This is a genomic window from Bradyrhizobium sp. USDA 4452 (assembly GCF_054063575.1).
The window spans coordinates 4,711,796-4,732,807 of record NZ_JBSSGK010000001.1 but is presented as its reverse complement, the minus strand read 5'-3'; the positions used below and the strand labels follow the sequence as shown (position 1 = coordinate 4,732,807).

Below are 21,012 nucleotides of genomic sequence, written 5' to 3'. Positions count from 1 at the left end.
GACGATCGTTTGCTATGCGGCTCGCCGGAGAATTATCCCCGTCATCCTGAGGAGCCCGCACTTGCGGGCGTCTCGAAGGATCGACGGCCACCGGCCGGGGCCGTGCATCCTTCGAGACGCGCTACGCGCTCCTCAGGATGACGGGTCTGGCGTGAGTATACGCGCGTAATCTCGTCGTTCCCGCCACCCTACAACACCACCCGCCGACCCTCATCCGCCGCCCAATAGCCGGCGTAGTTCACCTTCGTCGTCTCATAGGCCAGCGCAAGGTCGGCGAGCGGTGCGCGGCCAGTTGCGACGCACTCCATGAAGTCCTGGACCTCCTGCAGGTAGCCGCGGGTCCATTCCTCCTCGAGGCAGACATATTGCCAGCCGGTTTTGCGATCGACCTTCTCGGTGATGTAGACCGAAGCGAGCTTCTCCTCTGAGGTCTGGTAACTCATCAGATGCGTGTTCGGCGTGATGTTGGCGAACAGCGAGCCACCTGAGGTGTAGGTCTCGATCAGATTACGCACCCCGCCCATGATCATGTCGCCGGAAAACACCGTGGTTTTGGTGCCGTCGGAGAAGGTCGCGGTCAGCGTGCCCCAATCCTCGACATCGACCGGATTGGCCTTGATGTAGGCGCGCTCCTCCGGCTTGAGCGAGGCGGTGACGTTGCCGACATCGCAGGTGACGCTCGCGACCTTGATAGTTTCCCCGCGGGCCTTCGCCTCGACCTGCTTGAGGTAGAGCACGGCCGACAGCGGATGGCAGCCCATCCGGATCAGCGAGCCGCCGCCGGTCATCGCCCACTCCGCGGCGTGCGCGGCATGCGAGCCGGAATGGCTCTCCTCGCCCTTCATGAACAGGATCTTGTCGCCGGTCGCGCGGATGATCTCCGCAGTCTTGGTCACCGCGGGTGCGTAGATCCAGTCCTCGGCATACATGAAGAGCCTTCCGGTCCTCTCGATCGCGGCGCGGGTCGCCTCCATCTCCTCCATCACGCGCTGGTACATCACGGCCTTCGGCACGTGCCTGCCGATCGGCGTCTTGTCGCCGGGCTGCCCGAAATAGCCGCTGAACGGCTTCTCGCAGATCACGTGCTTGCCGGCCTGCATGGCCTCGACGATCATCGCGGCGTGCAGGTTGGGCGGCGTGCAGATGTCGATGACGTCAAGATCGCGGTCGGCGACCAGCTCGGCGAAGCTGCGATAGGCGTTCGGGATGCCGTGCTTGCGCGCGAACTCGACCACATGATCGCCGCGCGCCGCGACCGCGCGCACCTCGACATCGACGCCATAGACCCGCCGATAGGCGTACATATGCAGCTCCGACACGAAGCCGCAGCCGGCCAGCCCGATCCTGATTTTTTTCATTCAACGCTCCCGCCGTTCAGGCAGGCGGAGAGTAGCGTGCAGCCATCACGGCGTCGAACGCATTTGCCATCGCCGCATGCGGCGGGGCCAATCCGGTGAACAGCTTGAATGCGTCGGCCGAGGCGTTGATTGCGAGGTCACGTCCGGTCAGGACGCTTGCGCCCTTGGCCCTGGCCGCCGTCAGCAATGGAGTCCAAAGCGGCGTGTAGACCGCGTCGGCGACCCACATCGACTGACGCAGCAGCGCATCCGGCACCGGTGTGTCGCGGCTCGGCAGCATGCCGACCGGCGTTGCGTTGACGAGGCCCGTGGCGCCGTCCACCGCGGCCGCTACGCTTGTGGCGTGAACCGCATGGTGATCTTGCAGCTGGGCCGCAAGCTGGGCGGCCTTTCCGGCCTCGGCGTCGAAGATGCGCAACTCGGTGACGCCCAGCCCGGCGAGCGCGAACGCGATTGCCTTGCCGACACCGCCGGCGCCGATCAGCGCGATCGGGCCGTGCGGCGCTGACGCAAGCAACGGCTCGATCGCGCGCGCAAAGCCGGTCGCATCGGTGTTGTACCCGACCAGCCGCGGGCCACGGACGACGATGGTGTTGACCGCGCCGATCGCACGCGCATCCGGCGCGAGGTCATCGATGAGATCGACGACCGCTTCCTTGTAGGGAAAGGTGACGTTGACGCCGGCAAAGCCGAGCCGCCGGATTCCCTCTAACATCGCACGCAGATCGTCGCGCCCGGCGCCATCAGCTTCGATGAGCTGGTAGTGACAATGAACGCCGAGCGCGGCGGCCGCCTGCTCGTGCATCGCAGGCGCCGCCGAATGCGCGATCGGATACCCGATCAGACCGGTCAGGAAACGATCGCGCATTGTCCCTCACGTCAGTGTGCTCAGCTCATGCGGTCGAGCCGAGCATAGCTGTCTTCCATGCCGTGCTCCATGCCGGTCGCGAGCATTGCCGCGCGCGTTTCGGCATCCGGCAAGGTCATGCGCATCGTCATCACGGTGCCGCTGCCGTCGGGCGCGAAGCGGGTCTCGACATGATTGTCCGGTGTCGGATCCGGCAGATGCATGCGCTCGACATGCACGATGCGGCTGAACGGTTCGAGTTCGAGATATTCGCCGGTCAGATGAAAGCCGCCGCCCTTGCCGTCGGTCCACTCGTAGCGGATCTTGCCGCCGGGCCTGAGCTCGCTGATGCAGACCGGCATGGTCCAGCCTTCCGGACCGAGCAGCCACTTCTGCAGCAGCTCCGGCTCGGTATGCGCGCGATACACCGCCTCGGGCGGCGCGACGAAGCGCCTGGTGACGACGATCTGGCGGTCGCCTTCGGTCTTCAGCGTCAACTTGCTCATGGGATACCCTTCAGGTCTCTGGCTTCATGGCGGCCAGCACTCCGTCCAGCCGGTCGTAATTGGTTTCGAGCGCCCGCCGCAGCATGCCGAGCCACTGATCGATCTCGGCGACCGCCGACGGCGCCAGCCGGCACGGCCGCTTGGTGCCTTCAACGCGGCGAACGATCAGGCCGGCACCCTCGAGCACCTTGAGATGGCGGGAGATCGCGGGCTGGGTCAGCTCGAACGGCTCAACCAGCTCCATCACCGTCGCCTCCCCCAGAGCGAGGCGCGCCAGGATCGCCCGGCGGGTCGGATCGGCCAGCGCGGAGAAGGCGGCGTCAAGGTTGGGCATATTCCATCTCGCATCAGTTATATAAATAATATGTTATATAACCGATCTCGCATGGTCAAGCAAAATCCGCTGCGGCGATGGCACGCAGCAGCGGATTTTGGTCATCCCAGTGTTGGATTGGCGCGCCGAGGCGCGGTCAGGGGTTAGACGTCGAAAAACACGGTCTCGTTGTCGCCCTGCAGGTGGACGTCGAACGTGTACGTGCTGCCCGCACCGGCCTTGCGCCTAGCAATCAGCGTCGCGCGGCGATCGGCCGGCACCAGTGCCAGCACGGAATCGGCGGCGTTGCCGGCTTCGTCGTCGAAATAGATCCTTGTGTAGAGATGCAGCAGCATGCCGCGCGCGAACACCGCGAGCACGATGTGCGGCGCCTGCGGCTTGCCGTCGGCATCCGACACCACACCGGGCTTGATGGTGTCGAAGGCATAAGCACCACGCTTGTCGGTGCCGACGCGGCCAAAACCCTTGAACGAGGAGTTCGGCAGCGCGCGCGCATCCTGCGGATCGGAGAAGCGGCCCTGGCTGTCGGCCTGCCAGATCTCCAGCATGCAATCCGGGATCACGGCGCCGTCGCCGTCATACACGGTACCCTCGATGCGGATGCGCTCGCCCGAAGTATCAGGCGTCAGCAGATTGTTGGTGAAGGCATCGTTCCATTCATACTCGCCGTTCGGCGTCAGGCCGTATTTGAAATAGGGGCCGACGGTCTGCGAGGGCGTGATTCCATCAGGACGCTGGTTCGACACTTACTTGGTCTCCATCGGCGTGGCGTTGCGCCCGCGCAGCACGATATCGAAGCGGTAGCACAGCGCCCATTCCGGCTTGGTGTTCTCGAGATCGAATGAGGAAATCATCCGCGCCCGCGCCTTCTCATCCGTCACCGAATTGAAGATCGGATCGAACGGAAACAGCGGATCGCCGGGGAAATACATCTGCGTCACCAGACGCGAGATGAAGGAATAGCCGAACACCGAGAAGTGGATATGCGCGGGCCGCCAGGCGTTGTGGTGATTGCCCCAGGGATAGGCGCCGGGCTTGATGGTGATGAACTTGTAGTAGCCGCTCGCATCGGATTGCGTGCGGCCCGCGCCCGTAAAATTCGGATCGAGCGGCGCCGGGTGCTGGTCGACGACGTGGATGTAGCGGCCACAGGCATTGGCCTGCCACAGCTCGACCAGCGTGTTGGGCACGCCGCGGCCGTCCTCGTCGCGCACATGACCATGTACGATGATGCGTTCGCCGAGCGGCTCGCCCTTGGCCTGGATGGTGAGATCGTTGTCGTGCGGGCGCACCGTCTCATGGCCATAGACCGGACCGGTCAGTTCCGAGAGCGTGTGCCGCATCGGGATCAGCGGCTTCTGCGGTGAACGCTTCACGGTGGAGCGATAATCCGGCGACAGCCGCGCCGGATGGGCCGCAAGCGATTGCAGCGGGTACAACAAGGTCATGGCGAATTCCTCCGCGGCCCACGCGCCCGGCGGGCTCACATCAGATCATTATAGCGCATAACCAAATTGGGGAAGGGCTGTTTTCATCCCTTCCAAGCCATTGCATTAGTTCAGCTTTTCGATCGCTACCGCGACGCCCTGGCCGACCCCGACGCACATAGTTGCCAAGGCAAGCTTCCCGCCCCGCTTCTCCATGCCGTGCACGGCGGTCAAAACCAGCCGCGCGCCGCTCATGCCGAGCGGATGGCCGAGTGCGATCGCACCGCCATGCGGATTGACGAAATCGGCGTCTTCCTTGACGCCGAGCTGACGCAGGCAGGCGATGCCCTGCGAGGCGAAGGCTTCATTGAGCTCGATCAGATCGAAGTCCGACACCTTGAGGCGGAGACGCTCGACCAGTTTTCTGGTCGCCGGCACCGGGCCGATGCCCATGATGCGCGGCGGCACCGCAGCCGAGGCGAGGCCGAGGATTTTTGCGCGCGGCGTCAGGCCGTGCTTCTTCACCGCGGCCTCCGAGGCGAGGATCATCGCGGCGGCGCCGTCATTGACACCCGACGCGTTACCCGCGGTCACCGTGCCCGGATTGCGCACGATCGGCTTCAACTTGGCGAGACCTTCCAGCGTGGTTTCGGGGCGCGGATGCTCGTCCTTGTCGACGGTAATCGGGCCGGCCTTGCCGCCCGGCACCTGGATCGGCACGATCTCCTCGGCGAAATAGCCCGACGCGATCGCAGCACCGGCGCGCTGCTGCGAGCGGATCGCCATCGCATCCTGATCGGCGCGCGAGACCTGGAATTCCTCGGCGACGTTCTCGCCGGTCTCCGGCATCGCATCGACGCCATACTGCGCCTTCATCAAGGGATTGATGAAACGCCAGCCGATCGTGGTGTCGTAGATCTCGGCCGAGCGCGAGAAGGCCTCCGACGCCTTGCCCATCACGAACGGCGCGCGCGTCATCGATTCGACGCCGCCCGCGATCGCAAAATCGATCTCGCCGGCGCGGATGGCGCGGCCGGCGGCGCCGACCGCGTCGAGGCCGGAGGCGCAGAGCCGGTTCAGGGTCTGGCCGGGAACCGATTCCGGCATGCCGGCGAGCAGCAGCGCCATGCGCGCGACATTGCGATTGTCCTCGCCGGCCTGGTTGGCGCAGCCGAAATAGACCTCGTCGACCTCGTTCCAGTTGATGGTCGGGTGCTTGGCCATCAGCGCCTTGATCGGAGCCGCCGCGAGATCGTCGGCGCGCACCTTGGCGAGCGAACCGCCGAAACGGCCGATCGGAGTCCGGACGGCATCGCAAATGAACACATCACGCATTGAATCTCTCCCTGAATGCCGCGACTTAGGCGCTGGATCGGCTGGAACTCGAGGTGAGTTTTAGGAGCGTGCCCGCGGCAGGTCAATTGACGCGGCAGCGCGCCTCGCACGCATTACCGTGAGGGCTGTCATAACTGCACCGTGGACAGGGTGGAAAACCCCGGCTTCGCGGATAGGACCGCGCGGCGAAATTTTGTAGTTTCCCGGCCCTCATGACCATCCAGCAGCCCATTCCCGTTCCGCCCGAAGCCGCTCCCGCCGAGACGCCGTCGCGCGTCACGCCGATGATGGAACAGTATCTGGAGATCAAGGCGGCCCATCCCGGCCTGTTGCTGTTCTACCGGATGGGTGATTTCTACGAGCTGTTCTTCGAGGATGCCGAGATTGCCTCGAAGACGCTCGGCATCGTGCTGACCAAGCGCGGCAAGCATCAGGGCATGGACATCCCGATGTGCGGCGTGCCGGTCGAGCGCTCCGAGGATTACCTGCACCGCCTGATCGGCGCCGGGCACCGTGTCGCGGTGTGCGAGCAGACCGAAAATCCCGCGGAGGCAAAGGCCCGCGGCAACAAGAGCGTGGTGCGCCGCGGTGTGGTGCGGCTGGTGACGCCGGGCACGCTGACCGAAGACACGCTGCTCGACGCCCGCACCAACAATTACCTGATCGCGATCGCGCGCGCCCGTGGTTCGGCCGGCGCAGATCGTCTTGGCCTCGCCTGGATCGACATCTCGACCTCCGAATTCATGGTGACGGAGTGCGCGACATCAGAGCTCGCGGCGACGCTGGCGCGCATCAATCCGAACGAGGCGATCGTCACCGACGCGCTCTACAGCGACAACGAGCTCGCGCCGACCCTGCGCGAGCTGCCGTCGGTGACGCCGCTGACCCGCGACGTGTTCGACAGCGCCACATCAGAGCGGCGGCTGTGCGACTATTTCGCGGTCGCGACCATGGACGGCCTGTCGGCGATGTCGCGGCTGGAGGCGACCGCCGCGGCCGCGGCCGTCACCTATATCGACCGCACCCAGGTCGGCAAACGCCCGCCGCTGTCGCCGCCGGCGCGCGAGGCCGCCGGCACCACGATGGCGATCGACCCGGCGACCCGCGCCAATCTCGAGCTGACGCGTACGCTCGGCGGCGAGCGCCGCGGCTCGCTGCTCGATGCGATCGACTGCACCGTCACCGCGGCCGGCTCGCGCCTCCTCGCGCAACGCCTTGCCGCGCCGCTGACCGATGTCGCCGTGATCACGCGGCGGCTCGATGCCGTCTCGGCGTTCGTTGCGGACTCAGCGGCCCGCGAGGACATCAGGACCGTGCTGCGCGCGGCGCCCGACATGTCGCGGGCGCTGGCGCGGCTCTCGGTCGGCCGCGGCGGCCCGCGCGATCTCGCCAGCCTGCGCGACGGCATCCTGGCCGCCGACCAGGCGCTGGAGCTGTTGGCGCAGCTGACCAATCCACCGGCGGAAGTCTCCGCGGTGATGGCGGCCTTGCAGCGCCCCTCGCGCGATCTGGCGCGGGAATTCTCCCGCGCACTGTCAGAGCAATTGCCGCTGATCAAGCGCGACGGCGGCTTCGTCCGCGAGGGCTATGAAGCCGCGCTCGACGAGAGCCGCAATCTGCGCGACGCCTCGCGCCTCGTCGTCGCCGCGATGCAGGCCCGCTACGCCGAGGACACCGGCATCAAGACGCTGAAGATCCGGCACAACAACGTGCTCGGCTATTTCGTCGAGGTCACCGCGCAGCACGGCGACAAGCTGTTCGCGCCGCCGCTCAATGCAACCTTCATCCACCGCCAGACGCTGGCGGGACAAGTCCGCTTCACCACGTCGGAGCTCGGCGAGACCGAGGCCAAGATCGCCAATGCCGGCGAGCGTGCGCTCAATCTCGAGCTCGAGATCTTCGAGCGGCTCAGCGCGCTGGCGCTCGCGGCCAGCGACGATCTGCGCAATGCCGCGCATGCCTTTGCGATGCTCGACGTCGCGACCGCGCTGGCGAAGCTTGCGATCGACGACAATTACGTGCGGCCTGATGTCGACGGCTCGCTCGGCTTTGCGATCGAGGGCGGACGGCATCCTGTGGTCGAACAGGCGCTGAAGCGTGACGGCCAGCCGTTCATCGCCAATGCCTGCGATCTCTCCCCCGCACCCGGACAAAAATCCGGCCAGCTCTGGCTGATCACCGGCCCGAACATGGCCGGTAAATCGACCTTCCTGCGCCAGAACGCGCTGATCGCGCTGCTGGCGCAGATCGGCTCCTACGTGCCGGCGTCGCGGGCACGGCTCGGCATCGTCGACCGGCTGTTCTCGCGCGTCGGCGCCGCGGACGACCTGGCGCGCGGCCGCTCGACCTTCATGGTCGAGATGGTCGAAACCGCCGTGATCCTCAACCAGGCGAGCGAGCGATCGCTGGTCATCCTCGACGAGATCGGCCGCGGCACCGCAACCTTCGACGGCCTGTCGATCGCCTGGGCCGCGATCGAGCATCTGCATGAGAGCAACCGCTGCCGCACGCTGTTTGCCACCCACTATCACGAGCTGACCGCGCTCTCGGCCAGACTGCCGCGAATGTTCAACGCCACGGTGCGGGTCAAGGAATGGCAGGGCGACGTCGTGTTCCTGCACGAGGTGCTGCCGGGCTCGGCCGACCGCTCCTACGGCATCCAGGTCGCCAAGCTCGCCGGCCTGCCGCCCGCCGTGATCACACGCGCCAAGTCGGTGCTGGCCAAACTCGAGGCCCAGGACCGCGGCCAGACCGCGCGCGCCCTGGCCGATGACCTGCCACTGTTCGCCGTGCCCTCCCGCGCCGCCAGTGAGGACAAGCCGCCGAGCGAGGCGGATTTGCTGGTGGAAGCCGTGAAGGCGCTGCATCCCGACGAGATGTCGCCGCGCGAGGCGCTCGATGCGCTCTATGCGCTACGGGCAAAGCTGCCGAAGTAGTGATTGCGTAGCCCGGATGCAGCGAAGCGAAATCCGGGAACGCTCTCTCCGTTGCACAACCGCCCCGGATTGCGTTGCGCTCCATCCGGGCTACGCATTACCCTTCTCCTTCCCCCTGTAAGGGGGAAGGTCGGGATTGGGGGTCCAGCCGTAGACGACACTGTTTGCGGAGAGGGCAGATCCCCACCCGCTTTGCTCTACGAGCAAAGCGACCTCCCCTTTTCAAGGGGAGGTCAAGATGCCTTCACGGCTTTCCTCCGCCCGAGCTGCCACAGCGCCAGATTCCAGACGATGCAGGTGGCGAGCGCACAGCTGAGCCCGATGGCTGAGCCAAATTGCGCGACCGCGACATGCAGCACGGCGATGCCGAGACCGAAGCCGAGCAGGCCCCAGGCGCTGTTGGCGAGCACCGCCGCGGTGGCGGGGCCGCCGATCCGCGGATGCAGGATCAGCATCATCGAGGAGAACACGATCGGAAACAGCGCGATCACGCCGGTGACGCGCGGCCCGACCCAGCTCGACGCCGTGACCACGGTGCCGACCAGGCTTGCGACCAGCGCCGCACGCAGCGGAATGTCGTACCAGCGCCGCGCGATCAGCGGCATCTTCGCAACATGCCGATAGGGCCTGAGCAGCGGGATGCAGATCGCGAACGCAACGGCGTTGAGGATCAAGCCGCCGGCAAGCGTCCATGCGAACTGGCGGATGATGGTGCCGAGCACGAGCCACAACGCGATCGCGCTTCCCGCGCTGATCCACATGCTGAAGCGCTGCGCCAGCACCGCGTAGGTGAGACCCATGAAGATCGTCGCCGCATTGACCGGCAGGCTCGACAGCGCGCCTTCGGCGATGAAGGCGGCGTGATGGTCGAGCGCGAGGAAAGTGTAGGACGGACCGGCCGAGATCGGCAGGGTGGCGATCAGCGCGCCGATCACCGGTCCCGAGCGCTCCGTGATGATGGACGCGCTGACCACGAAGGCGGCCGCAACCGCCATGCGCAGCACAAGGAGCAGGACGAAGTGGAGTTCGGGGGACATTTTTCCGTCGTCCCGGGCAAGCGAAGCGCGACCCGGGACCCATAACCACGACGCTAGCGGGGAACGAAAGCCGTCGAACAGCAGAATTTCAACGATGGGACACGGCGTATAGGTCCCGGCTCCGTGCGTAATCGCGCACTAGGTCGGGACGACACCGATTAGACCCGTTTAGACCCGCTGCATCGTCACCGACACCTTCGGGCCATTCTTGATGGTCTGGTAGACCACGCAATAGCGCTCGGTGAGCTTCAGCAAGAGATCGAGCTTGTCCTGCGGCGCATCGGTGCCGACGTCGAAGCGGAGGCGGATCTCGCGGAAGCCGACCGGGGCCTCCTTGTCGACGCCGAGCGTGCCGCGGAAATCGAGATCGCCCTCGGCGAACACATTGCCGACCTTCAACGGCACCTCGACGGCGGTCGCGACCGATTTCAGCGTGACGCCGGCGCAAGCGACCAGCGCCTCCAGGAGCATGTCGCCGGAGCAGAGCTCGAGCCCGGAGCCGCCGGTGGCGGGATGCAGGCCGGCAACCGCGAGCGCGCGGCCGGTTTCGACCTTGCAGGACAGGCTGTCGTTGTCGATCGTGCCCTTGGCTTTCAGCGTGATCACGGCGGCCTGGGGATCGGTCTTGTAGCGCTCCTTGATCGGAGCCTGCATCGCGCGGAGTTCGGCGGAGTCCATGGTTCTGCTCCCGGCTATTCTTCTTTATTCCGATGTAAGGCCTTACGGCGCCGATGTCACCACCACATCGCCTCACCGGCGCTGGATTTGTCCGTGACGTCACGCACGGAGCGATCCAGCGAGCGGTCGAGCGCGGTCAGCACACGGCGCTTGAAGGTGTCGAACAGTTCCGATTTGCGGTCACGGGGCCGCGCGAGGTTGATGGTGATCTGCTCGAACAGCCGGCCCGGTCGCGGCCGCATCACCAAGACGCGGTCGGCCAGCACCACCGCCTCGTCGACGTCATGGGTGACCAGGATCAGGGTCGGCCGGGTGTCGGCCCAGAGATCGAGCAGGTGATCCTGCAGGTCGCGCCGCGTGAAGGCATCGAGCGCCGAGAACGGCTCGTCGAGCAGCAGCACTTCGGGCTGCGGCACCAAGGCGCGGGCGATCGCGACCCGCTGCGCCTGTCCGCCGGAGAGCTCGCGCGGCCAGGCGGCGGCCTTGTCGGCAAGGCCGACGCGGGCCAGCGCCGCCGCGACCCGCTCGCGCCTGACGTCGGCGGGAAGGTCGGCGAGACCAAAGCCGATATTGTCGGCGACGCTGAGCCATGGCAGCAGCCGCGGCTCCTGGAAGATGATGCCGATCTTGGCGTGCGGCGATGATATCACCGCATTGTCCAGCGTCACGCTGCCGGTGCTGGCGCGATCGAGGCCGGCGATGGCGCGCAGCAGGGTCGACTTGCCGCAACCGGAACCGCCGATGATGGCGATGATCTCGCCGGGCGAAATCTCGGCCGAGAACCGCTCCAGCGCGTGAACGCCGTTCGGATAGGTCTTGCCGACTTCTTTGAGCGCCAGCATTACTGCCCTCCCCGCGCGCCGAACGCGTCCTGCCAGCGCAGCAGCGGCGCAGCAGTGACTTCGATCAGCCAGTCGGTGAGCTTGCCGAGGATCGCGAAGATCACGATGGCGGCGAGAATCTGCGCCGGCTTGCCGAGCTGCTGGCCGTCGAGCAGCAGATAACCAAGACCTTCCGAGGCGCCGATCAATTCGGCCGCGACCACGAACATCCACCCCAAACCAAGGCCGACCCGCAGCGCCACCACATAGGCCGGCAGCACGGCCGGCAGCAGGATGCGGCGGATCATGGCGGGTCCGGACAGGCGGAACACGCGACCGACCTCGACGATCTTGCGATCGACCGACAGGATCGCACCCATCACGCCGAGATAAATCGGAAAGAAGACGCCGACCGCGATCAGCGCAATCTTCGAGGTCTCGAAGATGCCGAGCCAGAGCACGAACAGCGGCACCCAGGCGAGCGAGGGGATCGCGCGCAGCGCCTGCACGGTCGGATCGAGCAGCCGCTTGGCGAAATCCCAATAGCCGGAGATCGCGCCCATGATGGTGCCGGCGATGACGCCGAGCGCAAAGCCTGCGCCGACCCGCCACAAGGTCGCGAGGATGTGCCGTGACAGCTCACCGCTTTTGGCGAGCACCACGATGGTCTCGAACACCTTGGACGGCGGCGGCACCAGGCGTCCGTTGGAGTAGCCGAGACCAACGACAAGTTCCCAGCCCAGCGCGATCACGACCGGTACCACGAGCCCCAGCGCCGGCCGCGCAAGGCGCGACCACCGCGCGGGCGCAGCCCGCGGCGTGGCCGTCTGTTCCAGCACGGGCAGGTCAGCGGTCATGGCCATAGCAAGAACTATTGTTCCGGTGGGATTGCAAGGTGGGGTGACGTGGTCCGCGGCCTTCTTCCCTTCTCCCCTTGTGGGAGAAGGTGGCGCGGACACAGTCCGCGACGGATGAGGGGTCACCATCCGCGGAGACAAACCCCTCACCCCGCTTCGCTGCGCGAAGCGACCCTCTCCCACGAGGGGAGAGGGTGCAGCGGCGGCTAGTTCGTCGGCAGCGGGACCTGGTCGTCGATCAGCGCATCCAGTGCGGCCTTGACGTCGGTCTTGGCGTCGATCACGCCGGCCTGCTGCAAGGCGAGGCCCGCGGCCAAAATCGACTCTCGCTGCGGGGCGCCGATCCGGCTGTGGGTCAGCTCGGTGCGCTCCTTGAGCTGCTTGTCGACCACGGCATCGGGCAGCTTGGTGACGGCGATGAAGGTCTTCTTCAGCTCGTCATAGTTCGCCAGCGAATATTTCCGCGCCTCTTCGTAAGCCCCGAGCACGCGGCGGACGATATCCGGACGCGCCTTCAGGAACTCCTCGCGCACATTGAGGATGCCCCAGGTGTTGGCATCGGCCTTGCGATAGAACAGTTTTGCGCCGTCCTCGACCTCCGCTTGCGCCATCATCGGATCGAGACCGGCCCAGGCGTCGACGTCGCCGCGGATCAGCGCGGTCTTGCCGTCGGCGTGCTGCAGCAGCACCGGCGTGATGTCCTTCTCCGTCAGCCCGGCGCCGAGCAGCGCTCGGACCAGGAAGATGTGCGGGTCGGTGCCGCGCGTCACCGCGACGCGCTTGCCCTTGAGGTCGGCGACCGAGGTGATCTTGGAGTCCTTGGTGGTGACCAGCGCGGTCCATTCGGGACGCGAATAGACGTAGATCGACTTGATCGGATTGCCGTTGATCTTCGCGACCAAAGCGGCCGAGCCCGCGGTCGAGCCGAGATCGATCGAACCGGCATTGAGGAATTCGAGCGCCTTGTTGGAGCCGGCCGACTGCACCCAGACGATGCTGATGCCGTCCTTGGCGAATTCCTTCTCCAGCAGGCCCTTTTGCTTGAGGACCATCGACACCGGATTGTAGGTCGCCCAGTCGATCCGGATCTCCTTCAGCGCGTCGGCGGCGAGCGCTGTACCGGGCAACAATGTCGAGACCGCGAGCAGCGCAGCGAAGCTGCGCCGGGAAAATTCGTGCATTCGTCGATCTCCTCGATCAGATTGTGAAACAATCTTTTAATTCAATGAGTTAGCCTTGCGGTCAACGAGAAAATCTCTACCCTTTGGGCGACGGCGCGAGAACGATCTTGCTCGCGGCATCGTCAGGAGAGCATGGAGCTGCTGTCGTTATACTTTGGTCAGTGACAGCAACAGCTCCGTCCGATATCGGATGAACGTATGGACAGCGTCGCAGCCGAAGTCCGCGCTGAAGCGGATGATCGTTTCGAGACCGAGCGGATCACCGCGGCGGTCAATGCACTCGCCGAGCAGCATGCCGGCCGCGAGGACCAGTTCCGCGCCGCGATGGCGCAGTTGCTCAAGGCAGAGCTGATCGCGGCGCGCGCCACCGCACAGACGCTGCTGCTGAAGGACCGACACGGCCGGCGCTGTGCCGAACGGCTCTGTTTCGTGCAGGACGAGATCATCCGCATCCTCTACGCGGCGGCGACCCGGCATCTCTATCACTCGCCGATCCCCTCGGGCGCCGAGCGCATGGCCGTGGTCGCGACCGGCGGCTATGGCCGCGGGCTGATGGCGCCGGAATCCGACATCGATCTGCTGTTCATCCTGCCCTACAAGCAGACCGCCTGGGGCGAGCAGGTCGCCGAGGCGATTCTCTATTGCCTCTGGGACATGGGGCTGAAGGTCGGCCACGCCACCCGCTCGGTCGATGAATCGATCCGCCAGGCGCGCGGCGACATGACGATCCGCACCGCGATCCTGGAGACGCGCTTCCTGACCGGCGACCAGCCGCTCTATGACGAACTGGTCGAGCGCTTCGACAAGGAAGTGGTGCAGGGCACCGCGGCGGAATTCGTCACCGCCAAGCTCGCCGAGCGCGAGGAGCGGCATCGCCGCGCCGGCCAGTCGCGCTATCTGGTTGAGCCCAACGTCAAGGACGGCAAGGGCGGCCTGCGCGACCTGCACACGCTGTTCTGGATCGCGAAATACGTCTACCGCGTGCGCGAGACCGGCGAGCTCTTGGAACGCGGCGTGTTCGACGCCCAGGAATACCGCACCTTCCGGCGCTGCGCCGACTTCCTGTGGTCGGTGCGCTGCAACCTGCATTTCTTCGCCGGACGCGCCGAGGAGCGGCTGTCGTTCGACATGCAGCGCGAGATCGCGGTGCGCCTCGGCTACACCTCGCATCCCGGCATGCAAGACGTCGAGCGCTTCATGAAGCACTACTTCCTGATCGCGAAAGACGTCGGCGACCTCACCGCGATCCTGTGCGCCAGGCTCGAAGAGGAGCACAACAAGCCGGCACCGGTGCTGAGCCGGATGGTGGCGCGGCTGCGGCCCGGTACCAAGCGGCGGCGGGTCAACGGCAGCGACGACTTCATCGTCGACAACAACCGCATCAACCTCGCCGCCCCTGATGTGTTCAAGCACGATCCGGTCAACCTGATCCGGATCTTCCGCCTCGCGCAGCAGAACAACCTCGCCTTCCATCCCGACGCGATGCGCACGGTGACGCGCTCGCTGAAGCTGATCAACACCCAGCTCCGCGACGACGAGGAAGCCAACCGCCTGTTCATGGAGATCCTGACCTCGAACGACGCCGAGACCGTGCTGCGGCGGATGAACGAGACCGGCGTGCTCGGCCATTTCATCCGCGCCTTCGGCAAGATCGTCTCGATGATGCAGTTCAACATGTACCACCACTATACGGTGGACGAGCACCTGATCCGCTGCATCGGCTTCCTGCAGGACATCGAGCGCGGCGGCAACGAGGAGTTCACGGTCGCCAGCGATCTGTTCCGCAAGATCCGTCCCGAGCACCGCCCGGTGATCTATATCGCAACGCTCTTGCACGACATCGCCAAGGGCCGGCCCGAGGATCATTCGATCGCCGGCGCCAAGGTGGCGCGGCGGCTGTGCCCGCGGCTCGGCTTCTCCGCCGCCGACACCGAGCTGGTGGCCTGGCTGATCGAGGAACATCTGACGATGTCGACGGTCGCGCAATCGCGCGATCTGTCGGACCGCAAGACCATCGAGAATTTCGCCGCCGTGGTGCAGTCCGTCGAGCAGATGAAACTGCTCACGATCCTGACCACCGCCGACATCCGCGGCGTCGGCCCCGGCGTCTGGAACGGCTGGAAGGCGCAGCTGTTGCGCACGCTGTATTACGAGACCGAGCCGGTGCTGACCGGCGGCTTCTCCGAGGTCAACCGCGCCCAGCGCATCGCGGTGGCGCAAGCCGAGTTCCGCCGCGCCTTCACCGAATGGCCGGAGACCGAGCTCAACGCCTATATCGGCCGGCACTACCCGGCCTACTGGCTCAAGGTCGAGCTGCAACGCAAGATCCGCCAGGCGCGCTTCATCCGCGCCAGCGAACAGGCCGGCCACAAGCTCGCGATCAATGTCGGCTTCGACGAGATCCGCGCCGTCACCGAGCTCACGATCCTGGCGACCGACCATCCCTGGCTGCTGTCGATCATCGCGGGCGCCTGCGCTTCGGCCGGCGCCAACATCGTCGACGCGCAGATCTACACCACGACCGACGGCCGCGCGCTCGACACCATCTCGATCTCGCGCGAATACGACCGCGACGATGACGAGGGCCGCCGCGCGACGCGGATCGGCGAGATGATCGAGCAGGTGCTGGAAGGCAAGCTCAGGCTGCCCGAGGCGGTCGCCAAGCGCGCGGTGCGCAGCAAGGCGCGGCCGTTCATCGTCGAGCCCGAAGTGACCATCAACAACCAGTGGTCCGACCGCTACACGGTGATCGAGGTCTCCGGCCTCGACCGCCCCGGTCTGCTCTACCAGCTGACCACCGCGATCTCGAAGCTCAACCTCAACATCGCCTCGGCCCATGTCGCGACCTTCGGCGAACGCGCCCGCGACGTGTTCTACGTCACCGACCTGCTCGGTGCCCAGATCACCGCGCCGACCCGGCAGGCCGCGATCAAGAGTTCGCTGTTGCATCTGTTGTCGAGCGAGGACCAGGCGGCGAAGCCGGCGGCGTGACGGGAGCGCTAAACCTCCACGCCCTCATGCCTTAGCAGCCAGCGCTTCCTTTCCAATCCGCCGCCATATTTCACCAGCGAGCCGTTGGCGCCGATCAGGCGGTGGCATGGCACGACGACGCTGATCGGGTTGGAGCCGTTGGCATGGCCGACCGCGCGCATCGCATTCGGCACTTTCAGTTCCGCCGCCAGCGCGCCATAGCTCATGGTGGTGCCGTGTGGAATCTTCGGCAGCGCGTGCCAGACCTTCTGCTGGAACGGCGTGCCGGCGACGCGCCATTCGACATCGGCGAGTCGATCGAGATCGCCGCTGAAGTAGTCACTGAGCGCCTTGCGCATCGCGGCCGGCGCGCGGCCGTCCCGCAAGGTCACGGCGCCATAGTGCAGCCGCAGGAGGTCGAGCATGCGCGCTTCATAGTCGTCCCAATCGAGCGCGCGCAGCACGCCGTCGTCGTCGGTTACCAGCAGCGCGGTGCCGATCGGGGTCTTGAGGCGGTCGAGGTTGAAGGTCTGCGCGGTCTTGCGGTCGGCCATATCAGTCGTTCTCGAAACAGTCGCTCGGCATACAATTCACCGCCCGCATGCTAGCGTCCACCCGAATTCCGGTGAGGGGGCCGAGCATGCTTTGGATAGCCAATTTTCTGGTCGCGGTGGTGGCCGCGCTGCATACCTGTTTCCTCGTGCTCGAGATGTTTCTCTGGACCAAGCCGCTCGGGCTGAAGACCTTCCGCAACTCGATCGAGAAGGCAACGGACTCGGCAGTGCTCGCCGCCAATCAGGGACTTTATAACGGCTTCCTTGCCGCCGGACTGATCTGGGGCCTCGTGCATGGAAGTCCAGCCTTCGCGTTCCAGATCAAGACATTCTTCCTGCTCTGTGTGATCGTCGCCGGTGCCTATGGCGCCGCCACCGTCAGCCGCCGCATCCTTTATGTGCAGGCCGCGCCCGCTGCGTTGGCGCTGATCCTGCTCTGGCTTGCCTGACGCGACATCGCGCGCAGGGACATCGCCTTGCAATGCCCCCGTGGTTCCTCCATCATCCCTGACAACGGTGACATCCGCCGGCTTGAGCCTTGCGGACAAGATCACCGGCAACATGGGAGGTCACGGACATGAGGAGCGTGCAATTGCTCGCTGCGACAGCGCTTGCCATCGCGTTGTCGGTTACATCGGCCGCCGCGCAGAAGAAATACGATATCGGCGCGACCGATACCGAGATCAAGATCGGCCAAACCGTGCCGTTCTCGGGCCCTGCATCCGCCTATGCCGGCATCGGCAAGACCCAGGCGGCCTACATGAAGATGATCAACGATCAGGGCGGCATCAACGGCCGCAAGCTGAACCTGATCCAGTATGACGACGCCTATTCGCCGCCGAAGGCGGTCGAGCAGGTGCGCAAGCTGGTCGAGGGCGACGAGGTGCTGTTCACCTTCCAGATCATCGGCACGCCGTCAAATGCCGCCGTGCAGAAATATCTGAATGCCAGGAAGGTGCCGCAGCTGCTCGCCTCCACCGGCGCCTCGCGCTTCTCCGATCCGCAGAACGCGCCATGGACCATCGCGTTCAATCCGAACTACCAGTCCGAGGGACGCATCTACGCCAAATACATCCTGGCCAATCACCCCAACGCCAAGATCGGCATCTTCTACCAGAACGACGATCTCGGCCGCGACTACATCACCGGCCTGAAGAGCGGGCTCGGCGACAAGGCCGCGAGCATGATCGTCGCCGAGGTGTCCTATGAACTGACCGACCCGACCGTCGACTCGCAGATCGTCAAGCTGAAGGCCGCCGGCGTCGACCTGCTCTATAACGCGTCGACGCCGAAATTCGCAGCTCAGGCGATCCGCAAGGTCGCGGACCTCGACTGGCACCCCGTGCACATCCTCGACATCAATGCGAGCCCGGTGTCGGCGACGCTGAAGCCGGCCGGCCTCGACATCTCCAAGGGCATCATCTCGACCAATTACGGCAAGGACCCCGCCGATCCGCAGTGGAAGGACGATCCCGGCGTGAAGGCCTATTTCGCCTTCATGGACAAGTATTATCCGGAGGGCGACAAGCTCAACACCGTCAACACCTACGGCTACTCGACGGCCGAGCTCTTGATCCAGGTGCTGAAGCAGTGCGGCGACGACCTCACCCGCGAGAACCTGATGAAGCAGGTGACCAGCCTGAAGAAGTTCGTGCCGAGCCTCGCGCTGCCCGGCATGTCGATCACGACCGGACCGAACGACTATCGCATCAACAAGCAGATGCAGATGATGAGGTTCAACGGCGAGCGCTGGGAGCTGTTCGGCCCGATCATCGAGGACACCGGCCCGGCGGGTTAGGTTCGCGCCGCATCGAAGCCGCGCATGCAGCTGTCATCCCCGCGAATGCGGGGATCCAGTACGCCGCGGCTTATCGGCTCACTCTCAAATGCCTCTGGAATACTGGATCGCCCGCTTTCGCGGGCGGTGGCAGCTGAGATGCGCGGTGACGTAGCGGAGCGCCCTCCGCTTCCCCCGTTCCCCCTTTTCGCGCCGCCCCCTACTTTCGTTGACTGAAATCGCTCACCTTTTCGGCATCGCTCGTCTTGCATCGCAGCAACGGTTCCGCCAGTATCCCGGCCCAGCGATGGCGACCGCGGGACCTTGAACCCACGGACAAGATCATCGGCCAATCATCAGTCACGTGAGGAAAACAGCATTATGAGGAACGGGATTTTCCACCTGGTCACGGGAACGGCGCTCGCAATCGCGCTGTCTGCAACGTCGGCCTCCGCACAGAAGAAATACGATCCCGGCGCGAGCGACACCGAGATCAAGATCGGCCAGACCGTCCCCTTCTCCGGACCGGCCTCCGCCTATGCCTCGATCGGCAAGACCCAGGCGGCCTATTTCAAGATGATCAACGACCAGGGCGGCATCAACGGCCGCAAGATCAATTTGATCCAGTATGACGACGCTTATTCGCCGCCGAAGGCCGTCGAGCAGGTGCGCAAGCTCGTCGAGAGCGACGAGGTGCTCCTGACCTTCCAGATCGTGGGCACGCCGTCGAACGCGGCCGTGCAGAAATATCTCAACGCCAAGAAGGTGCCGCAGCTGTTCGCCGCCACCGGCGCCTCGAAGTTCACCGACCCGAAGAACTTCCCCTGGACGCTCGGCTTCAATCCGAACTATTTCGTCGAAGGCCGCATCTACGGCCAGTACATCCTGAAGGAGCATCCGAACGCCAAGATCGGTGTGCTCTATCAGAACGATGACCTCGGCAAGGATTACCTGAACGGCATCAAGGCCGGCCTTGGCGACAAGGCGGCCAAGATGATCGTGGCCGAAGCTTCCTATGAGGTCTCCGACCCGACCATCGATTCCCAGGTGATCAAGATCAAGGACGCCGGCGCCGACCTGTTCTTCTCGGCCTCGACGCCGAAGCAGGCGGCGCAGGCGATCAAGAAGATCGCCGAGCTCGGCTGGCATCCGGTCCACATCGTCGACATCAACGCCACCTCGGTCGGCGCCGTGCTGCAGCCGGCGGGCCTCGAGGCTTCCAAGGGCCTGATCTCGACCAACTACGGCAAGGATCCGGCCGATCCGCAGTGGAAGGACGATCCGGGCATGAAGCGCTATTTCGACTTCATGGCCAAATATTATCCCGACGGCGACAAGAACTCGAACTTCAACACCTATGGCTATTCGACCGCCCAGCTGATGGTGCATGTGCTGAAGCAGTGCGGCGACGAGCTGACCCGCGAGAACGTGCTGAAGCAGGCGACCAATTTGAAGAACGTCGACCTCGACATGGCGCTGCCCGGCATCAAGGGCAACACCACGCCGAACGACTATCGCGTCAACAAGCAACTGCAGATGATGCGCTTCAACGGCGAGCGCTGGGAGCTGTTCGGCCCAATCCTCGAGGACGCCGGCCCGGCGGGCTAGTGGTTCGCGCAGGTGTGAAACGCAATCGGCGGCCTCCCGGCCGCCGATTTTGTTTTTGACGTCCCTCAGCGTCATTGCGAGGAGCAACAGCGACGAAGCAATCCATCGCTTCGCAAGCGGCGGAATGGATTGCTTCGCGGAGCCTGTCATCCGGCGGCGCTTCGCGCCGACCGGGTGGCTCGCAATGACGTGGATGGAGCGAAGCACTCCATCGCCATCACCCTGAAGGAGGCCACGCAGCGGCCGTCTGGAAGGGTCGACGGCCAGCCACTCGCGGGGCCGTGCATCCTTCGAGACGCCGCTTCCAGATTAAAGATCCTCGCTTCGTGCGCTCACGCCGGAATCTCGCCGAAATTCTTGCCGACCGGCAGCACGGCATGGCGGATCAGCCGCGAGTCCTCCACCGCGGCCTGGCGGTGCTTCACCGCCTCGCGATAGACGGGATCGCGGATCATCTCGACGAAGGCGGCGACGCTTGGATACTCCGCGATGAAGCAGTGATCCCAGCGCTCCTCCTGCGGGCCGATCAGCATCAGCTCGAAGCGGCCCTGCCAGACGATGCGTCCACCAAGCCGTTCGAACACCGGGCCGCTCTCGCGGCCATAGGCGGCGTAGGCCTCCGCGCCGGTCGCCTTGCGGCCGTCGGGATAGGCGGCCCACTCGCGCAGGCGCACCAGATTGAGCATGTGGATCGGGCCCGGCCGGTTGTTGTCCCGGAATTGCGCGAAGACGTCCTTAGTCGGGTCGATATGGCCCATGCGGTGATCCTTTGTTTTGTTGTTCCAT

At 65.2% G+C, this 21,012-nt stretch carries 19 protein-coding genes; 5 read left to right on the top strand and 14 right to left on the bottom strand.

What is annotated here, in order from left to right; translation table 11 throughout:
* Positions 1–188: 188 nt before the first annotated feature.
* The 7 genes from ACVISU_RS22700 to pcaF all read right to left on the bottom strand — a co-directional run bounded on the left by ACVISU_RS22700 (position 189) and on the right by pcaF (position 5,807).
* Positions 189–1,358, bottom strand: coding sequence for a Gfo/Idh/MocA family protein (locus tag ACVISU_RS22700; protein ID WP_456708381.1), 1,170 nt, complete (start codon positions 1,356–1,358; stop codon positions 189–191).
* Positions 1,359–1,374: 16 nt separating this feature from the next.
* On the bottom strand, positions 1,375–2,226 hold the full coding sequence (locus ACVISU_RS22695; protein ID WP_456708380.1) for a shikimate dehydrogenase: 852 nt from the start codon (positions 2,224–2,226) through the stop codon (positions 1,375–1,377).
* A 20-nt stretch (positions 2,227–2,246) separates the two neighbouring features.
* Positions 2,247–2,711, bottom strand: coding sequence for an SRPBCC domain-containing protein (locus tag ACVISU_RS22690; RefSeq protein ID WP_456708379.1), 465 nt, complete (start codon positions 2,709–2,711; stop codon positions 2,247–2,249).
* Positions 2,712–2,721: 10 nt separating this feature from the next.
* Positions 2,722–3,045: an ArsR/SmtB family transcription factor gene (locus ACVISU_RS22685; RefSeq protein WP_456708378.1), complete on the bottom strand. Its 324-nt coding sequence runs from the start codon at positions 3,043–3,045 to the stop codon at positions 2,722–2,724.
* Positions 3,046–3,188: 143 nt separating this feature from the next.
* Positions 3,189–3,791, bottom strand: a complete 603-nt coding sequence (gene pcaG / locus ACVISU_RS22680; protein ID WP_050404753.1) for a protocatechuate 3,4-dioxygenase subunit alpha — start codon at positions 3,789–3,791, stop codon at positions 3,189–3,191.
* Complete coding sequence (pcaH, locus tag ACVISU_RS22675) at positions 3,792–4,493, bottom strand: protocatechuate 3,4-dioxygenase subunit beta (RefSeq protein WP_456708377.1); 702 nt, start codon at positions 4,491–4,493, stop codon at positions 3,792–3,794.
* 105 nt (positions 4,494–4,598) lie between these two features.
* Positions 4,599–5,807: a 3-oxoadipyl-CoA thiolase gene (pcaF, locus tag ACVISU_RS22670; protein WP_456708376.1), complete on the bottom strand. Its 1,209-nt coding sequence runs from the start codon at positions 5,805–5,807 to the stop codon at positions 4,599–4,601.
* 212 nt (positions 5,808–6,019) lie between these two features.
* Here pcaF and mutS point away from each other — a divergent pair, with 212 nt between their 5' ends.
* Complete coding sequence (gene mutS / locus ACVISU_RS22665; RefSeq protein WP_456708375.1) at positions 6,020–8,743, top strand: DNA mismatch repair protein MutS; 2,724 nt, start codon at positions 6,020–6,022, stop codon at positions 8,741–8,743.
* Between the two features lie 233 nt (positions 8,744–8,976).
* On the opposite strand, the gene ACVISU_RS22660 is transcribed toward mutS, so the two are convergent.
* The 5 genes from ACVISU_RS22660 to ACVISU_RS22640 all read right to left on the bottom strand — a co-directional run bounded on the left by ACVISU_RS22660 (position 8,977) and on the right by ACVISU_RS22640 (position 13,317).
* A complete protein-coding gene (locus ACVISU_RS22660; protein WP_456708374.1) occupies positions 8,977–9,780 on the bottom strand; it encodes a hypothetical protein in 804 nt (267 codons plus the stop codon).
* Between the two features lie 168 nt (positions 9,781–9,948).
* The gene (locus tag ACVISU_RS22655; RefSeq protein ID WP_050404748.1) at positions 9,949–10,458 is read right to left on the bottom strand and encodes an OsmC family protein; all 510 of its coding nucleotides are present in this window, start codon (positions 10,456–10,458) and stop codon (positions 9,949–9,951) included.
* A gap of 56 nt (positions 10,459–10,514) precedes the next feature.
* Positions 10,515–11,300 carry an ABC transporter ATP-binding protein gene (locus ACVISU_RS22650; protein WP_050404747.1) on the bottom strand — a complete coding sequence of 262 codons (786 nt, stop codon included), beginning with the start codon at positions 11,298–11,300 and terminating at the stop codon, positions 10,515–10,517.
* Positions 11,300–12,136 carry an ABC transporter permease gene (locus ACVISU_RS22645; protein ID WP_456708373.1) on the bottom strand — a complete coding sequence of 279 codons (837 nt, stop codon included), beginning with the start codon at positions 12,134–12,136 and terminating at the stop codon, positions 11,300–11,302. Before ACVISU_RS22645 ends, ACVISU_RS22650 begins: the two co-directional genes overlap by 1 nt.
* Before the next feature lie 206 nt (positions 12,137–12,342).
* The gene (locus tag ACVISU_RS22640; protein ID WP_456708372.1) at positions 12,343–13,317 is read right to left on the bottom strand and encodes an aliphatic sulfonate ABC transporter substrate-binding protein; all 975 of its coding nucleotides are present in this window, start codon (positions 13,315–13,317) and stop codon (positions 12,343–12,345) included.
* A gap of 198 nt (positions 13,318–13,515) precedes the next feature.
* Between ACVISU_RS22640 and ACVISU_RS22635 the strand changes: the two genes are divergently transcribed.
* The gene (locus tag ACVISU_RS22635) at positions 13,516–16,308 is read left to right on the top strand and encodes a [protein-PII] uridylyltransferase (RefSeq protein ID WP_050404745.1); all 2,793 of its coding nucleotides are present in this window, start codon (positions 13,516–13,518) and stop codon (positions 16,306–16,308) included.
* 8 nt (positions 16,309–16,316) lie between these two features.
* Here the strand turns inward: ACVISU_RS22635 and ACVISU_RS22630 are convergent, their stop codons facing one another.
* Positions 16,317–16,841 (bottom strand): methylated-DNA--[protein]-cysteine S-methyltransferase, encoded by a 525-nt coding sequence (locus tag ACVISU_RS22630; RefSeq protein WP_456708371.1) that lies wholly within the window; start codon positions 16,839–16,841, stop codon positions 16,317–16,319.
* An 86-nt stretch (positions 16,842–16,927) separates the two neighbouring features.
* On the opposite strand from ACVISU_RS22630, the gene ACVISU_RS22625 reads away from it, so the two are divergent.
* The 3 genes from ACVISU_RS22625 to ACVISU_RS22615 all read left to right on the top strand — a co-directional run bounded on the left by ACVISU_RS22625 (position 16,928) and on the right by ACVISU_RS22615 (position 20,226).
* Positions 16,928–17,290 carry a DUF1304 domain-containing protein gene (locus tag ACVISU_RS22625; RefSeq protein ID WP_456708370.1) on the top strand — a complete coding sequence of 121 codons (363 nt, stop codon included), beginning with the start codon at positions 16,928–16,930 and terminating at the stop codon, positions 17,288–17,290.
* 128 nt (positions 17,291–17,418) lie between these two features.
* Entirely contained in the window at positions 17,419–18,639 is a 1,221-nt protein-coding gene (locus ACVISU_RS22620) for an ABC transporter substrate-binding protein (protein ID WP_456708369.1), read from the top strand.
* A gap of 360 nt (positions 18,640–18,999) precedes the next feature.
* Positions 19,000–20,226 carry an ABC transporter substrate-binding protein gene (locus ACVISU_RS22615; RefSeq protein WP_063695695.1) on the top strand — a complete coding sequence of 409 codons (1,227 nt, stop codon included), beginning with the start codon at positions 19,000–19,002 and terminating at the stop codon, positions 20,224–20,226.
* A gap of 332 nt (positions 20,227–20,558) precedes the next feature.
* Here the strand turns inward: ACVISU_RS22615 and ACVISU_RS22610 are convergent, their stop codons facing one another.
* Positions 20,559–20,984, bottom strand: coding sequence for a DUF1330 domain-containing protein (locus ACVISU_RS22610; protein WP_456708368.1), 426 nt, complete (start codon positions 20,982–20,984; stop codon positions 20,559–20,561).
* Positions 20,985–21,012 lie beyond the last annotated feature (28 nt).

Excerpts from the sequence above, each read along its gene's own strand:
- ACVISU_RS22700 (WP_456708381.1), bottom strand. The coding sequence starts at position 1,358 with ATGAAAAAAATCAGGATCGGGCTGGCCGGCTGCGGCTTCGTGTCGGAG.
- ACVISU_RS22695 (WP_456708380.1), bottom strand. The coding sequence starts at position 2,226 with ATGCGCGATCGTTTCCTGACCGGTCTGATCGGGTATCCGATCGCGCAT.
- ACVISU_RS22690 (WP_456708379.1), bottom strand. The coding sequence starts at position 2,711 with ATGAGCAAGTTGACGCTGAAGACCGAAGGCGACCGCCAGATCGTCGTC.
- ACVISU_RS22685 (WP_456708378.1), bottom strand. The coding sequence starts at position 3,045 with ATGCCCAACCTTGACGCCGCCTTCTCCGCGCTGGCCGATCCGACCCGC.
- pcaH (WP_456708377.1), bottom strand. The coding sequence starts at position 4,493 with ATGACCTTGTTGTACCCGCTGCAATCGCTTGCGGCCCATCCGGCGCGG.
- pcaF (WP_456708376.1), bottom strand. The coding sequence starts at position 5,807 with ATGCGTGATGTGTTCATTTGCGATGCCGTCCGGACTCCGATCGGCCGT.
- mutS (WP_456708375.1), top strand. The coding sequence starts at position 6,020 with ATGACCATCCAGCAGCCCATTCCCGTTCCGCCCGAAGCCGCTCCCGCC.
- ACVISU_RS22660 (WP_456708374.1), bottom strand. The coding sequence starts at position 9,780 with ATGTCCCCCGAACTCCACTTCGTCCTGCTCCTTGTGCTGCGCATGGCG.
- ACVISU_RS22655 (WP_050404748.1), bottom strand. The coding sequence starts at position 10,458 with ATGGACTCCGCCGAACTCCGCGCGATGCAGGCTCCGATCAAGGAGCGC.
- ACVISU_RS22650 (WP_050404747.1), bottom strand. The coding sequence starts at position 11,300 with ATGCTGGCGCTCAAAGAAGTCGGCAAGACCTATCCGAACGGCGTTCAC.
- ACVISU_RS22645 (WP_456708373.1), bottom strand. The coding sequence starts at position 12,136 with ATGACCGCTGACCTGCCCGTGCTGGAACAGACGGCCACGCCGCGGGCT.
- ACVISU_RS22640 (WP_456708372.1), bottom strand. The coding sequence starts at position 13,317 with ATGCACGAATTTTCCCGGCGCAGCTTCGCTGCGCTGCTCGCGGTCTCG.
- ACVISU_RS22635 (WP_050404745.1), top strand. The coding sequence starts at position 13,516 with ATGGACAGCGTCGCAGCCGAAGTCCGCGCTGAAGCGGATGATCGTTTC.
- ACVISU_RS22630 (WP_456708371.1), bottom strand. The coding sequence starts at position 16,841 with ATGGCCGACCGCAAGACCGCGCAGACCTTCAACCTCGACCGCCTCAAG.
- ACVISU_RS22625 (WP_456708370.1), top strand. The coding sequence starts at position 16,928 with ATGCTTTGGATAGCCAATTTTCTGGTCGCGGTGGTGGCCGCGCTGCAT.
- ACVISU_RS22620 (WP_456708369.1), top strand. The coding sequence starts at position 17,419 with ATGAGGAGCGTGCAATTGCTCGCTGCGACAGCGCTTGCCATCGCGTTG.
- ACVISU_RS22615 (WP_063695695.1), top strand. The coding sequence starts at position 19,000 with ATGAGGAACGGGATTTTCCACCTGGTCACGGGAACGGCGCTCGCAATC.
- ACVISU_RS22610 (WP_456708368.1), bottom strand. The coding sequence starts at position 20,984 with ATGGGCCATATCGACCCGACTAAGGACGTCTTCGCGCAATTCCGGGAC.